The organism is Herbidospora sp. RD11066 (assembly GCF_054661255.1).
Genome location: NZ_BAAGDO010000007.1, coordinates 409188 through 422335 on the forward strand (window position 1 = coordinate 409188; position 13148 = coordinate 422335).

The 13148-nt window shown below is 68.9% G+C and carries 13 protein-coding genes and 1 tRNA gene; 8 read left to right on the plus strand and 6 right to left on the minus strand.

The annotated features are described in order from the left end of the window. Positions 1 to 30 precede the first annotated feature (30 nt). Positions 31 to 888, plus strand: coding sequence for a DMT family transporter (locus ACYQ78_RS27100; RefSeq protein ID WP_459803735.1), 858 nt, complete (start codon positions 31 to 33; stop codon positions 886 to 888). On the opposite strand, the gene ACYQ78_RS27105 is transcribed toward ACYQ78_RS27100, so the two are convergent. Beyond that, positions 878 to 1972 carry an FAD-dependent monooxygenase gene (locus tag ACYQ78_RS27105; RefSeq protein ID WP_459803736.1) on the minus strand — a complete coding sequence of 365 codons (1095 nt, stop codon included), beginning with the start codon at positions 1970 to 1972 and terminating at the stop codon, positions 878 to 880. The two genes, ACYQ78_RS27100 and ACYQ78_RS27105, sit on opposite strands and share 11 nt — an antisense overlap. Before the next feature lie 59 nt (positions 1973 to 2031). On the opposite strand from ACYQ78_RS27105, the gene ACYQ78_RS27110 reads away from it, so the two are divergent. Beyond that, complete coding sequence (locus ACYQ78_RS27110) at positions 2032 to 2616, plus strand: TetR/AcrR family transcriptional regulator (RefSeq protein ID WP_459803737.1); 585 nt, start codon at positions 2032 to 2034, stop codon at positions 2614 to 2616. On the opposite strand, the gene ACYQ78_RS27115 is transcribed toward ACYQ78_RS27110, so the two are convergent. Next, on the minus strand, positions 2594 to 3169 hold the full coding sequence (locus tag ACYQ78_RS27115; protein ID WP_459803738.1) for a YdeI/OmpD-associated family protein: 576 nt from the start codon (positions 3167 to 3169) through the stop codon (positions 2594 to 2596). The two genes, ACYQ78_RS27110 and ACYQ78_RS27115, sit on opposite strands and share 23 nt — an antisense overlap. Positions 3170 to 3306: 137 nt before the next feature. On the opposite strand from ACYQ78_RS27115, the gene ACYQ78_RS27120 reads away from it, so the two are divergent. The 4 genes from ACYQ78_RS27120 (at position 3307) to ACYQ78_RS27135 (ending at position 7728) form a co-directional block, all read left to right on the plus strand. Continuing rightward, entirely contained in the window at positions 3307 to 4251 is a 945-nt protein-coding gene (locus tag ACYQ78_RS27120) for a phosphotransferase family protein (RefSeq protein ID WP_459803739.1), read from the plus strand. Between the two features lie 3 nt (positions 4252 to 4254). Continuing rightward, on the plus strand, positions 4255 to 5448 hold the full coding sequence (locus tag ACYQ78_RS27125) for an acyl-CoA dehydrogenase family protein (protein WP_459803740.1): 1194 nt from the start codon (positions 4255 to 4257) through the stop codon (positions 5446 to 5448). Between the two features lie 73 nt (positions 5449 to 5521). Next, positions 5522 to 6691 carry an acyl-CoA dehydrogenase family protein gene (locus tag ACYQ78_RS27130; RefSeq protein ID WP_459803800.1) on the plus strand — a complete coding sequence of 390 codons (1170 nt, stop codon included), beginning with the start codon at positions 5522 to 5524 and terminating at the stop codon, positions 6689 to 6691. Beyond that, a complete protein-coding gene (locus tag ACYQ78_RS27135; RefSeq protein ID WP_459803741.1) occupies positions 6688 to 7728 on the plus strand; it encodes an acyl-CoA dehydrogenase family protein in 1041 nt (346 codons plus the stop codon). Before ACYQ78_RS27130 ends, ACYQ78_RS27135 begins: the two co-directional genes overlap by 4 nt. Before the next feature lie 107 nt (positions 7729 to 7835). Here the strand turns inward: ACYQ78_RS27135 and ACYQ78_RS27140 are convergent, their stop codons facing one another. Continuing rightward, the gene (locus ACYQ78_RS27140; RefSeq protein ID WP_459803742.1) at positions 7836 to 8435 is read right to left on the minus strand and encodes a TetR/AcrR family transcriptional regulator; all 600 of its coding nucleotides are present in this window, start codon (positions 8433 to 8435) and stop codon (positions 7836 to 7838) included. Between the two features lie 166 nt (positions 8436 to 8601). Between ACYQ78_RS27140 and ACYQ78_RS27145 the strand changes: the two genes are divergently transcribed. Beyond that, complete coding sequence (locus tag ACYQ78_RS27145; protein ID WP_459803743.1) at positions 8602 to 9369, plus strand: nuclease-related domain-containing protein; 768 nt, start codon at positions 8602 to 8604, stop codon at positions 9367 to 9369. On the opposite strand, the gene ACYQ78_RS27150 is transcribed toward ACYQ78_RS27145, so the two are convergent. The 3 genes from ACYQ78_RS27150 to ACYQ78_RS27160 all read right to left on the minus strand — a co-directional run bounded on the left by ACYQ78_RS27150 (position 9325) and on the right by ACYQ78_RS27160 (position 12911). Further along, on the minus strand, positions 9325 to 10515 hold the full coding sequence (locus ACYQ78_RS27150; RefSeq protein WP_459803744.1) for a low temperature requirement protein A: 1191 nt from the start codon (positions 10513 to 10515) through the stop codon (positions 9325 to 9327). The two genes, ACYQ78_RS27145 and ACYQ78_RS27150, sit on opposite strands and share 45 nt — an antisense overlap. A gap of 228 nt (positions 10516 to 10743) precedes the next feature. Further along, positions 10744 to 12072: a vWA domain-containing protein gene (locus tag ACYQ78_RS27155; RefSeq protein WP_459803745.1), complete on the minus strand. Its 1329-nt coding sequence runs from the start codon at positions 12070 to 12072 to the stop codon at positions 10744 to 10746. Continuing rightward, positions 12069 to 12911: an AAA family ATPase gene (locus ACYQ78_RS27160; RefSeq protein ID WP_459803746.1), complete on the minus strand. Its 843-nt coding sequence runs from the start codon at positions 12909 to 12911 to the stop codon at positions 12069 to 12071. Before ACYQ78_RS27160 ends, ACYQ78_RS27155 begins: the two co-directional genes overlap by 4 nt. Positions 12912 to 13002: 91 nt before the next feature. Between ACYQ78_RS27160 and ACYQ78_RS27165 the strand changes: the two genes are divergently transcribed. After that, a tRNA-Lys gene (locus ACYQ78_RS27165) sits at positions 13003 to 13076 on the plus strand. The last annotated feature ends 72 nt before the right edge of the window (positions 13077 to 13148 follow it).

The window sequence follows — 13148 nt, forward strand, 5'->3', positions numbered from 1 at the left end:
CACCACCCTCGAACATCGCGGAGCATGCCCATGAGCTGGCTGGGGTTCACCATTGCCCTGCTGGGTGCGCTCGGTTACGCGCTGGGTGCCGCTCTCCAGCAGTTCGAGGCGGTCGCCCAGGGAGCCACCCTACGGCTCGTCCGGCGGCCGCGCTGGTGGATCGGCGGAGCGATCAGCTTCACCGGCGCCTGCCTCCATGCCGTCGCGCTCAGCTTCGCGCCGCTCATCATCGTGCAGCCGATCAGCGTCGCCACGCTCGTGTTCGCGGTGCCGCTGGCGGCCTGGCTCCACGGGCGGCGGGCGCACCGCAGCGAATACCTCGGCTCGGCGGCCGTCGCGGGCGGGCTGCTCTGGCTGATGCTGCTGGTCCCCACGCACAACTCCATGCCGTCGATGTCGACGGGCGAGGGCCTCGGGCTGATCCTGGTGGTCGCGCTGATCGCCGCCGCGAGCTTCGTGTCGGCCCGGTTCTTCGCCGGTCCCGGCAAGGCCATCTGGATGTCGATCGGCGCGGGCGCGGTGACCGCGACCGTGTCGACGTTCGTGCGGGTCGTGGGCGCCAACTTCAACGGCGCCTGGGGCGACTTACTCCACTGGTTCGCCCTCGCGATCCCGCTCCTGCTCATCGCGGCCGTGGTGCTGCTGCAGAAGTCCTACGAGGTCGGCTACTTCGGCATCGCCTACGCGACCGTGCAGATCGTCGACCCCATCACCTCGATCACCGCCGGGACCGTCCTGCTCGGCGAGCCCCTGCCGACGGGAGTCGGCCAGGTCGTCCCCGCGCTCATCGCCACCGCGATCCTCGTCTGGGGCACCATCACGCTCAGCCGGTTAGCGCCCGACCACTCGCCCAAGCTCGAAGAGGCCAAGCAGCCCGTCACGGTCTGACCGGCGGGTCCCAACCGAAGACCGCGTCCATCTGCTTGAGCGCCGCCTTGCTCGTCATGCCGATCAGCGTGTTCCGCACGGCCACCGCGAGCGGATTGCGCCAGGCCGTGACGCGGGAGATGGTCAGCGACCGCTTCACGATCGGCGTCGTGCGCGCCAGGCGCGCCGCCGAATAGGCGCTCAAATCGGTGGTGTACGCCAACGCGATCGCGTCTTCGATCGCCTGGCAGGCGCCCTGGCCGAGGTTCGGGGTCATGGCGTGGGCGGCGTCGCCGAGCAGCGCGACCTTGCCGGAGTGGAAGGCCGGGGGAGCGGTCTCCATGCTGTGGATGTCGGTCCGGATGACCCTGGCGGGGTCGGTGCGGGCGAGCAGGCCGGGAATGGGGTCGTGCCATCCGGCGAACATGCGCCTGAGCTCGCCGAGTTCGTCGGGTGACGTCTCGCCGGGCGGGGCCGTGCGCGTGGCGTAACAGTAGATCTCGCCGTCGGCCAGTGGCATGACGCCGAAGACCTGGCCGTCGCCCCACGACTCGGAGGTCTGGGCGGTGCCGTCGACGATCAGCCGCCAGCTCGTCACGCCCGAGTAGACCGGCTCGGGGAGCGCGGGGAACAGCTGCCGCCTGATCCGCGACCAGATGCCGTCGGCCGCCACCACCAGGTCGGCGTGGAGTTCGCCCTTCGACGTGGTCACGGCACCGCCGGGCGTGACCGACTCCACGGTGGTGGTGAGCTCGATGTCGGGGGCCCGCTCGGCCAGCAGGTTCACCAGGACCGACCGGCGCAGCAGCACGGTCGGATCGCCGTAGCGCTGCTCGGCCTCCTCGGCGCTGGTGCGCGACAGCCACTTCCCCGTCTTGGTCTTGATGCCGCCGGAGCCCTGGAAGGCCGACAGCTTCCTGACCTGGTCGCCGACGCCGATCACGTCGAGCGCGCGGAGCGCGTTGGGCGCCATCGCCAGCCCGGCGCCGACCGGCTCGATCGAGGCGGCCCGCTCCAGCACGGTCACCGCCCAGCCCTGCTGTCTCAGCGCGGCGGCGGCGGTCAGGCCGCCGATTCCGGCGCCGACCACTACGGCGTGTCTCATGGTCTCTCCCTCGATGGAAACTACATCTGTAGTATGCACTACATGTGTAGTCTTCGGAAGTGAGCACTGAGCGGACGCGCCTCGTCGGGGACGCGGCGATCGAGATCCTCGCCGACCTGGGCATGCGCGGGCTGACCCACCGCGCGGTCGACGCCGCGGCCGGGCTGCCGGCCGGGTCGACGTCGAACCTGGCGCGCAGCCGCGCCGCGCTGCTGGAGCTCGCGCTGGCCCGGCTGACCGAGCTCGAAGACGAGCACTTCGGCGAGCTGCTGACCCGGCCGCTGCCGGCCGACCGCCGCGAGGCCATGATCGAACTGCTGGCGGTGTCGACCCACAAGATGATGAGCGTCGACCGGCGGCGCAGCATCGCGCGCTACGAACTGGCGCTGGAGGCCACCCGGCGGCCCGAGCTGCGCGCCGTCTACGACGACATCGGGCGGCGCTATCGCGAGCCGTCGGTGGCGATGTTCGCCGCCGCGGGGACGTCCGACCCGGCCCGGCACGGGCGGCAGCTCGTCGCGTTCACCGACGGGCTGCTGTTCGACGCCGTGGTCGGCGCGGGGGGTGCCTACTCGCTCGACGACCTGCGGGCCGCGTTCGCCGAATATCTGGCGGCGGTGTTCAGGGACGCGTCGCCGACTTGATGCGGCGTCCGGCCGCCGAGTCCTCCATCAGCGTGGCCAGACGGCGCAGCCGGGTCTCCTCCTTCTTGGCGCTGATGACCCAGTAGATGGCGGTCCGGCGATACCAGGGGGCCTGGCCCTCGAACCAGTCCCATGCGGTCTTGTCCTCCTGGAACCGGGCGGCGTACTCCTCGGGGAGCTCGGCGGCCTGCTGCTGTTCGTAGGAGTAGATCTCCGACCGGTCCTCGCTGCGGGCCTCGAAGGCGGCGGCGCCCGCCTCGTGGACGACGCCCAGCTCGATCAGCTCGCGGATGCGGTTGATGTTCACCGAGCTCCACGTGCTGCGGGGCTTCCTGGGCGTGAAGCGGATGACGTAGGACTCGGGGCCGAGGCTCTTGCGGACGCCGTCGATCCAGCCGAAGCAGAGCGCCTGGTCGACCGATTCGGGCCACGTGAGGCTCGGCCTGCCGGTGGAGCGTTTGTGGAAGCCGACCCACAGCTCTGTCTCGTCGGCGTGGTGGGCGGCCAGCCAGGCGTACAGCTCGTCGGGGGTTTCGAAGAACGTCGGTTCCATGGGCAATCACCCTAGGGTCGTGGGGGGTCGGGCCACCCGAACCACTATGTCCTGATATATCCAGAAAAAACGGTTAGTCACTCTTGTGTCTAGCCCGTGTCGACACTCATACCGGCTGGTCGGTATGCTCGCGAGCTGTGAAAGTGCCCGGACTGGATCTCGACCGTCTCGCCGCCCGCCTCGACGAAGCCGGGGTCACCCGCGGCCCGCTGACCGCCGAACTGATCGAGGGCGGCAAGTCCAACCTCACCTACATCGTCCGCGACGCCGAGCGCACGGTCGTGGTGCGCCGCCCGCCGCTCGGCCACGTGCTGGCCACCGCCCACGACATGGGCCGGGAGTTCCGGGTGATGAGCGCGCTGGCCGACACCGACGTGCCGGTGCCGCGCATGTTCCACTTCTGCGACGATGTCGAGGTGGTCGGCGCGCCCTTCTACGTCATGGAATACGTCGAGGGCACCCCCACCCGCCTGTCGCAGGAGGTCGGGGAGCATCTGGCCGGCGTACTGGCGAACCTCCACGTGATCGACCCGGTCGCGGTGGGCCTGGGCGACTTCGGGCGGCCCGAGGGGTTCCTCGACCGGCAGGTCAAGCGCTGGAAACGGCAGCTCGACGCCTCCCGCAGCCGCGAGGTCGCCGGGATCGACGAACTGTTCGCCCGCCTGGCCAAGGATGTGCCGGTGTCGGGGGCGCCGGCGATCGTCCACGGCGACTTCAAGCTCGGCAACACGCTCATCCAGGGCGGCCGGGTCGCGGCGGTGCTCGACTGGGAGATGTCGACCCTCGGCGACCCGCTCACCGACCTGGCGCTGTTCCTGCTCTACGCCGACTTCCCCCACCTCGACATCGGCGCGCTCGGCGGCGAGGTCGACGTCGCGGCGCTGGCCGCCCGCTACGCCGCGGAATCGGGCCGCGACGTGTCCCGGCTGGGCTGGTATGTCGGCCTGGCCTGCTTCAAGCTCGCGGTCATCACCGAGGGCATCTACTTCCGCTTCACCCAGGGCCTGACCGTCGGCGCCGGGTTCGCCGACATCGGGGACATCACCGCGCCGCTCGTCGAGCGCGGCCTTCGGGAGGTCTGACGCATGGATTTCGCCTTCGACGCGACGACCGACGACCATCGCGAACGCCTGCTGGCGTTCATGGACGAACACGTCTACCCGGCCGAACCGGTCTTCGAGGAGCAGGCTCGCGAGAGTGGCTGGAGTGCCCCGCCCGTTCTCGACGCCCTGAAGGCCGAGGCCAGGAGGCGCGGTCTCTGGAACCTGTTCCTCCCGAGCGCGGGCCTGACCAACCTCCAGTACGCGCCTCTCGCCGAGATCATGGGCCGGTCCCCGGCCATCGCCCCCGTCGCGACGAACTGCGCCGCCCCCGACACCGGGAACATGGAGGTGCTGCACCAGTTCGGCACCGACGACCAGAAGAAGCGGTGGCTCGAACCCCTGCTCAACGGCGAGATCCGCTCGTCGTTCGCGATGACCGAGCCCGACGTCGCCTCCTCCGACGCGACCAACATCGCCACCTCGATCGTCCGCGACGGCGGCGAATACGTGGTCAACGGCCGCAAGTGGTTCATCACCGGGGCGATGAACCCCAACTGCGCGATCTTCATCGTGATGGGCAAGAGCGACCCCGAGGCGCCCAAGCACCGGCAGCAGAGCCAGATCCTCGTCCCGCGCGACACCCCCGGCCTGACGGTCGAGCGCGGCATGTCGGTCTTCGGCTACACCGACAACGACCACGGCGGCCACGCCGAAGTGATCTTCGACGACGTGCGCGTCCCGGCGGAGAACCTCATCGGCGAGGAGGGCGGCGGCTTCGCCATCGCCCAGGCCCGGCTCGGGCCCGGCCGCATCCACCACTGCATGCGCCTCATCGGCATGGCCGAACGGGCCATCGAGATGATGTGCCAGCGCGCTCTGGCCCGCACGGCCTTCGGGAAGCCGGTGGCGCAGCAGGGCGTCGTCCAAGACTGGATCGCCGAGTCGCGGGTGAAGGTCGAGCAGCTCCGCCTGCTCGTCCTGAAGACCGCCTGGCTGATGGACACGGTCGGCAACCAGGGCGCCCACACCGAGATCCAGGCCATCAAGATCGCCACTCCGATCGCGGTCGAGTGGATCCTCGACAAGGCCATCCAGGTCCACGGCGCCGGGGGCGTCAGCCAGGACTTCCCGCTGGCCGCACTGTGGGCGGGCGCCCGCAGCCTGCGCTTCGCCGACGGCCCCGACGAGGTCCACAAGCGCTCCCTGGCCTACCGGGAGCTGAAGAAGCACACGTGATTACACCGATACCGGACTTCTCAACTGGTGCGGTACGACTTTGGCACGGCACGTCAGACAGGGGAACCACGTGGTGGACGCGACCACGGTCAGGGAACGCGCGGAGGCGTTCCTGACCGAGCACGACCCTTCGGAACTGAGCACACTCGACTGGCTGAGGGCACGATTCGACGCCGGTCTGGCCTGGGTGCACTTTCCCGAAGGCCTGGGCGGCCTCGGCGCCCCGCGCGACCTGCAGGGGGTCGTCGACCAGCTCTTCCGGGGCACGCCCGACAACAACCCCGGCCGCATCGGCATCGGCCTCGGTATGGCCGCGCCGACGATCCTCGCCTACGGCACCGACGAGCAGAAGAAGCGCTTCCTGCGCCCGCTCTGGACCGGCGAGGAGGTCTGGTGCCAGCTCTTCTCCGAGCCCGGCGCCGGGTCCGACCTGGCCTCGCTGGCCACCCGCGCCGTCCGTGACGGCGACGACTGGGTCGTCGACGGCCAGAAGGTCTGGACGTCCAGCGCCCACCTGGCCCGCTGGGGCATCCTGGTCGCCCGCCACGATCCCGACCTGCCCAAACACCGGGGCCTCACCTACTTCGTCTGCGACATGGCCGACCCGGGGGTCGAGGTCAGGCCGCTGCGCCAGATCACCGGCGAGGCCGAGTTCAACGAGGTCTTCCTGACCGGTGTCCGGCTCGGCGACGACCTGCGCCTCGGCGAGATCGGCGACGGCTGGAAGGTCGCCCAGACGACCCTCATGAACGAACGCGTCGCCATCGGCACGGCCGGATCGCCGCGCCGCACCATGATGGGCGTCTTCGCCGAGTCGTGGAACGAACGCCCCGAACTGCGCACCCACGACCTGCACCAGCGCGCTCTGGAACTGTGGGTCCAGGGCGAGGTGATGCGCCTGACCGGCCAGCGCCTGCGCGAGCAGCTCCTGGCCGGACATCCGGGCCCGGAGGGGTCGGGGATGAAGCTGCTGTTCTCCCGGCACCACCAGGAGGTATCGGCGCTGGAGGTGGAGTTCCTGCGCGAAGACGGCCTGACCTACGACGACTGGACCTTCCGCCGCCCCGACGGCGTCGACTTCCTCGGCCGCGGCGCCGGCTACCGCTACCTGCGCGCCAAGGGCAACTCGATCGAGGGCGGCACGTCCGAGATCCTCCGCAACATCGTCGCCGAGCGCGTCCTCGGCCTACCGGCGGAACCCCGCACCGACGTCGCCGGCCCCTGGAAGGACCTCCCACGATGACCCTGCGCTACACGGAGGTCGAAGAGGAACTCCGCACCGCCGTCCGCGACCTCCTCACCGACAAGGCCCCGGCCGCCGCCGAGGGCGACAACCCCGCGGCCTGGAACGGGCTGGCGCGCGACATCGGCGTGGCGGGTCTGCTGGTACCCGAGTCGTTGGGGGGCGCGGGCGCGTCGGCCCGCGAGGTCGCGGTGGTCCTGGAGGAACTCGGCCGCGCGGTGACGCCGGTGCCGTTCCTGACCTCGTCGGTACTGGCGACGCGGGTCCTGCTCGACGTGGGATATCCGGAAATTTCGCGACTGGCGACGGGGGAGGCGACGGCTGCGCTGTGCGTGTCGCTGGCTGCCTCGCCTTATCGGGATATTTCGGTAGGTGTCCTCGACGGAGACCAGGTGAGTGGGCGGTTCACCGGGGTGGCGGGGGCCGTTGGGGCGGATCTCTTCGTGGTGCCGCTATCCGAAGGTCGGGTCGCGGTGGTCGAGAGTGAGCAGGTTCGGGTCGAGCCGGTGACCTCGCTCGACGTCACTCGGCCGCTGGCGACGGTCACGTTCGACAACGCTCCTGCCTCGGTGTTCGGGGGTGCTTCCGTCGGGGATGCGCTGGTGTTCGCGGCCGGGTTGCTCGCTTCTGAGCAGCTTGGGGTGGCTGAGTGGTGTCTGACCACGACGGTGGCTTATCTGAAGGAGCGGCGGCAGTTCGCGCGGCCCGTGGGGTCGTTCCAGGCGCTCAAGCATCGGCTCGCCGATCTGTGGCTGGAGGTCGCGGGGGCCCGTGCGGCGGCGCGGAGCGCCGCCGATCAGCTCGCCGGGGGTGTCGATGCCCGCGTGGCCGTGGCGGTCGCGGCGTCGCACTGCGGTGAGGTCGCGGTACGTGCTGCGGAGGAGGCCCTCCAGCTTCACGGCGGTATCGGGATGACCTGGGAGCATCCCGTTCACCTCTACCTGAAGCGGGCCAAGGCCGACGCGATCGCCTTCGGCACCCCCGGTGACCATCGCAACGCTCTCGCGCCTCTGGTCGGGCTTCCGGGGCCGGTTTAGGCGTTACGGGGCTCGCCGGGCGCGGCCGGTTGGTGCCGGATACGGCGGGTGCCGGGCGCCGGTGGGCGGTGCCGGGGTGGGCGGTAGCCGTAACGGAAGAAGAGCTCTTAGCTTTTCGGCGTCAGGGAGCGGAGGAGGAGGTCGGCGAAGTAGCGGCCGACCTGCTCGCCCGTGAGGGGGCCGTCGGGGTGGTACCAGGTGCCGAGGTGGTGGACGGAGCCGAAGAAGAAGTCGACCACCATCTCGGCCGGGACGTCGGAGTGGAAGACGCCCTCGCGCTGGCCTTCGAGGACGAGGTCGCGGAAGCGCTCGTGGTAGCGGCGGCGCTCGGCTCGGACGATCTTGCGGGTGTCGGGGGCGAGCTGGTGGTTCGACCTGAAAAAGATCTTCGAATCGTCGAGGTTGTCGACTGTGGTGTTGATCACATCGGCGGCCGCGGCGTGCAGGCGCTCCGCGACGGTGCCCTCACCGTCGGCGAAATGCCGCAGGCGGTCCATCTGCATGCGGAGGACTCGGCCGTAGATCTCATGAAGAAGATCATCTTTGGAGTCGAAATAGTGGTACATGGCCCCTTTTGTCACGCCCGCGGCAGCTACGATTTCTTGAACGGACGTGCTCTCGAAGCCCTTGTCGGCGAACAGACGCGTCGCCGCCGACAGCAACCGCTGGCGAACCGGTTCCTCGACGGACGTGCCCAACCGCGCCATGCCGACCTCCTCTGATCGACGACCAGCATACCGACTGGTCGGTCAAGAAGAGGTTGATTCAACCGGTGGTGGCGGAAGTGTGCTAGTTCCATCACCATCGTGGATCTGGAATCCCTGATCGGGTACGCCTTAGGCAAAGCTGCCCTTATCTATCTGGGAGTGCAGGGTGCCCAACGGGTCCATCTATGTCCCGCGCGACGAGAAGTTCACCGGGTCGTCGCCCCAGAACCTGTACTTGACCTTCTGGCTGGCCGGCCGCAAGAACCGCCTCCGGTTGCGCGCCGCCTACTCGGTGGCCGGGCTCATCGCCGGCTACCTCCTCGCCGAACGCCTCGGCTGGAACCCCGTGGCGACGGGTGTCGTCCTGGGCGCGCTGGTCGGCGGCACCGACGCCTTCATCGCCTGGCGGGCCCACGAGCGCACCGCCGTCTGGCGCGGCAAACGCCGGGGGGAGGTCCGCACCGGCCGCGTCCTGCGGCTGCTGCTGCGCCGTCACGGCTACCGCGTCATGGACGGCCGGGCCGTCCCCGGCAAGGCCTCCGTCGACCATCTGATCATCGGCCCCGGCGGCCTGTGGATCGTCGACAACGAGGCCTGGTCGCCCGACACGATCGTGGCCAAGCACGGCAAACGCCTCTTCTTCGACGAGAAGTACGGCACCAGCGTCGCCAAGGGTCTCATCGGCGCCGCCACGGACCTGGCCGAGGTCCTGTCGAAGGAGACCGGCATCGAGGTCACGATCAGCCCCGTGCTCGCGTTGCACGGGTGCACGATCGCCAACCGTTCAGGCGTGGTCAGCGGCGAGGGCTTGACCGTGGCCTACCCCCGTAAGATCCCCGGCGCCATCAGGCGCAACCCGACCGCCCAGCTCGACGCCGAGCAGGTCGAGCTACTCAGCCGGACGGCTGCGCGCATCCTCCGACGGATGCGCTAGCAGTTCCTTCGTCAGCAGCGCGACCATGATCAGGGCCGTGACCAGCGCCGTCCACGGCCCTCCGATCACCGTCGCCAGCGGTGTCAGCGCCAGCACGATCACCCCGGTGACGCCGAACACGACCGGCTTCAGGTCCCACCTGCCGTTCGCGAGGGCGTCGATGCCGGCGTAGGCGAACAGGAACGTCGCGACCGGAACGGTGAGCGCCAGCGCCGCCCCCCACTCGGGCAGATGCGTGCCGTGCCCGCCCGTGGCGCCCGCGATGACCGCCACCCCCACGCCGCCCGCCGCGATCGCGGCGAGGATGAAGTAGTGGCCGTACGACCAGATGTAGGTGGTTCTGGGGTTGGTCTTGAGCGCCGTGAAGTCGAGGTAGCCGAAGTAGAGCCACCAGATCGACAGCGAGATCAGCAGCGCCGCCACCGCCAGGATGATCAGCTCGGTGACGTGGCCGCCCTCCTGGAACGCGCTCTGGATGGCCAGCGTCGCCGCGGTGATCGACTCACCGATGACGATCAGCGTGAACAGCCCGAACCGCTCGGAGATGTGGTGCGGGTGGAACCCGCCCTGGTCGCCGTTCCAGCCCGCGAACCACGGCACCGACAGCTCCAGCGCGAACAGGATGACGAACGCGATGATCCGGTAGTCGTCGGGGAGCAGCAGCTGGAGCACCCAGAGCACCTGCACGGCCGCCGTCCCACCGGCGATCTTCAACGCCAGTGTCCGGACGGCCGGATGCTCCTTCCCCGCCCGGAGCCACTGGGCCAGATAGCCGACGCGCATGATGACGTAGCCGAGCACGACCCAGCGGAAGTCGAGGTCGTTGAACGCCGACGGCACCCCCGCCGCCAGGACGAGCGAACCGGCGATCTGGACGAAGGCGAGCATCCGGTAGGGGCCGTCGTCGCAGTCGAAGGCGCTGGCGAACCAGGTGAAGGACATCCAGGCCCACCAGATGGCACCGAAGAGCATCAGGAAGCTGATGATCCCCTGCGCGACATGACCCTCCAGGAGGGCATGGTCGAGCTGCGCCGCGACCTGCGCGACGGCGGTCACGAAGACCAGGTCGAAGAGCAGCTCGAGAGGGGTGGCGGTGCGATGGGGCTCGCGTGGGTCACGCGCGACCATCCCGGTCTTCCAGGGCATGGTCCGCATCGTAGCCAGCGGGTCGGACGTTCCCGCACGACGGTTCGAAGCGGACACGGCCGGTCGTCGCCGGTCGGGGGATGGGCCCGCGATTCCGGTTCGTGTGTGCCTGGTGGCCGGACATGGTCGTTGCGGTGCCGTTCCGGCGCGGCCGGTTGGCGCCTCGACGGCGGGTGCTCGGGACGGCGGGCGGTGCCGGGGTGGGCGGAGCCGTAACGGAAGAAGGCTTTAGGTGTTTTCTTCGATGAACGTGGCCAACTGGTGGACGTTCCGGCATTCGTGCATCGGCATGACGGCGGCATAACCGCTGGCGACGGAATCGCCGGTGTCCCATTGGGCGCGGGGTTCGGGGTTGAGCCAGTAGGCGTGCCGGACCTTTTCCGTGAGGCGTTTCAGGGTCTCGGTGTTCGGTGGTTGGTAGTTGGAGCGGGCGTCGCCGAGGATGAGCAGGCTCGTTTTCGGGGTGAGGGCGCTCGCGTAGCGTTCCTCGAATCGGGTCAGGACGTGGCCGTAGTTGGTGCGGCCGAATCTGGTGATGTCGGCCTCGCTGGTCATGCGGGTGATGGCGTCGAGGACGTCGGTGCCCGGGGCGAAATACTTCGTGATCTCGTCGACGGTGTCGACGAAGGCGAACGCCCTGACTTTGGTGAACTGCTCCCTGAGGGCGAAGGTGAGCAGCAGGGTGAACTGCGCGAAACTCGAGACCGAGTCGCTGGCGTCGGTGATGACGACCAGTTCGGGTTTGTGCGGGCGCCGGGGCTTCAGGTGGACTTTCAGCGGAACCCCGCCCGACTGCAGCGACGATCTGACCGTCTTGCGGAAGTCGAGCCTGCCCCGGTCGCCGTTCCGGTGTTTCAGGGAAAGGCGGGTGGCCAGCCTTCTGGCGAGCGGATGCACTTCTCTTCTCAGCTCGGCCAGTTCGGCTTTGGTGACGCGCAGGAAATCGCGGCGGTCGATCGACGGTTTCACCGCCGACCTGGTGATGCGTTCCCGCCCTTGTTCCTCGGCGATACGCCGCCGGACATCGGTGGCCACTTCGGCCTCGAACGCGGCGATGTTCGTGGCGACGCGCTGCCGCGCGAGTTTCTCCGGGAGGCCGCCGCGTTCGTCGAGCAGGGCGTTGAGAATGCGGGCGATCAGCGTCTGTGGAGAGAGGGCGCGCATGACCGGATAGGAGAACCACGACTGCCGTCCCGGACCGGCCTGGACCTGGCCGAACCGTTCGACCATGGCCTGCGCGAAGGCGCGGAACTCCGGTGCGTTCGGGTCGCCGGTGAGCAGATCGGCGAGTTCCTCGCGCAGATCCTCCGGGTCGTCGTCTCTCTTCTCGGCCGGATTCCTGGTCGTGGCGGGGAACCACAGATCGAAGAGGACGTCGAATCCCTCGCGGTGCTGGGGGCGTTTCACCAGGGTCGCGGCGTAGGCCTCGCGGAGGGTTTCCCTGCTGGTGAAATCGATGAGTTCCAGGGCTTTGGCGGCGTCCAGTCCCTCGGCCAGGGAGACGGGGAGACCGGAGTCGCGCAGGGCGTGCACGAAACCGATGTGCCGGTCGATCACTGGAGGCCCAGTTCCTTGGCGGCCCGCCTTTGGTCGGAATGGTGTTTCAGGACGACGCCCAGCGTTTCCGCGATGGTCTGTTCGTCGAGGACCTCCCGGCCGAGCGCGAGCAGGGTGTGCGCCCAGTCGACGGTCTCGGCGATGCTCGGCGATTTCTTGAGTTCCAGGGAACGGAGCGTGGCGGCGGTTCTCGCCAGTTGTTCGGCGAGGCTTTCCGCGATGCCGGGGACCTGTGCGCGGACGATGTCGCGTTCGCGTTCCGGCGTGGGGTAGTCGAGGTGGAGATAGAGGCAGCGGCGTTTGAGCGCCTCGCTGAGTTCCCGGGTCGCGTTCGACGTGAGAACGACGAAGGGTTTCCTCGTGGCGGTGATGGTGCCGAGTTCGGGGATGGTGATCTGGAAGTCGGAGAGGATCTCCAGGAGGAGGCCCTCCACTTCCACATCGGCCTTGTCAGTCTCGTCGATCAGCAGGACGGCCGGGGTTTCCGACCTGATGGCCTTCAGCAGGGGGCGTTCGAGGAGGAAGTCCTCGGCGAAGATGTCGTCCCAGGCGTCGTCGTCGGCCTGGATCCTCAGGAGTTGCTTCTTGTAGTTCCATTCGTAGAGGGCTCTGGCCTCGTCGAGGCCCTCGTAGCACTGGAGCCTGATCAGGTCGGCGCCGGTCGCCTCGGCGATCGCCTTCGCCAGCTGGGTCTTGCCCACGCCCGCCGGGCCTTCGGCCAGGAGGGGCTTCTCCAGGGCGCCGGCGAGGAAGACGGAGGTGGCTGTGGCGTCGTCGGAGAGGTAGCCGGTCTGTCTGAGACGGGCGGCGGCGTCCGGCGGTGAGGCGAACCAGGTCACGTGGGCTTCCCTCTGGGCGTACCGAATGATGTTCTAGTCTAGCCCGATTTGGTGGGGGTTCGGGAGCTGCGGTAACCTTCAGGGGTCTTAAGCGCCGCTAGCTCAGTTGGTTAGAGCAGCTGACTCTTAATCAGCGGGTCCGGGGTTCGAGTCCCTGGCGGCGCACCGGTCAACCCCAGGTGACATGTCACCTGGGGTTTTTCCGTTTCATGGCATATGTACGCGGATTTCCGGCAA

What these genes read in the sequence shown, in the direction of transcription:
- ACYQ78_RS27135 (WP_459803741.1), top strand. Translation starts at nt 6,688, where the DNA reads ATGACCCTGCGCTACACGGAGGTCGAAGAGGAACTCCGCACCGCCGTC.
- ACYQ78_RS27150 (WP_459803744.1), bottom strand. Translation starts at nt 10,515, where the DNA reads ATGCCCTGGAAGACCGGGATGGTCGCGCGTGACCCACGCGAGCCCCAT.
- ACYQ78_RS27115 (WP_459803738.1), bottom strand. Translation starts at nt 3,169, where the DNA reads ATGGAACCGACGTTCTTCGAAACCCCCGACGAGCTGTACGCCTGGCTG.
- ACYQ78_RS27140 (WP_459803742.1), bottom strand. Translation starts at nt 8,435, where the DNA reads ATGGCGCGGTTGGGCACGTCCGTCGAGGAACCGGTTCGCCAGCGGTTG.
- ACYQ78_RS27105 (WP_459803736.1), bottom strand. Translation starts at nt 1,972, where the DNA reads ATGAGACACGCCGTAGTGGTCGGCGCCGGAATCGGCGGCCTGACCGCC.
- ACYQ78_RS27125 (WP_459803740.1), top strand. Translation starts at nt 4,255, where the DNA reads ATGGATTTCGCCTTCGACGCGACGACCGACGACCATCGCGAACGCCTG.
- ACYQ78_RS27100 (WP_459803735.1), top strand. Translation starts at nt 31, where the DNA reads ATGAGCTGGCTGGGGTTCACCATTGCCCTGCTGGGTGCGCTCGGTTAC.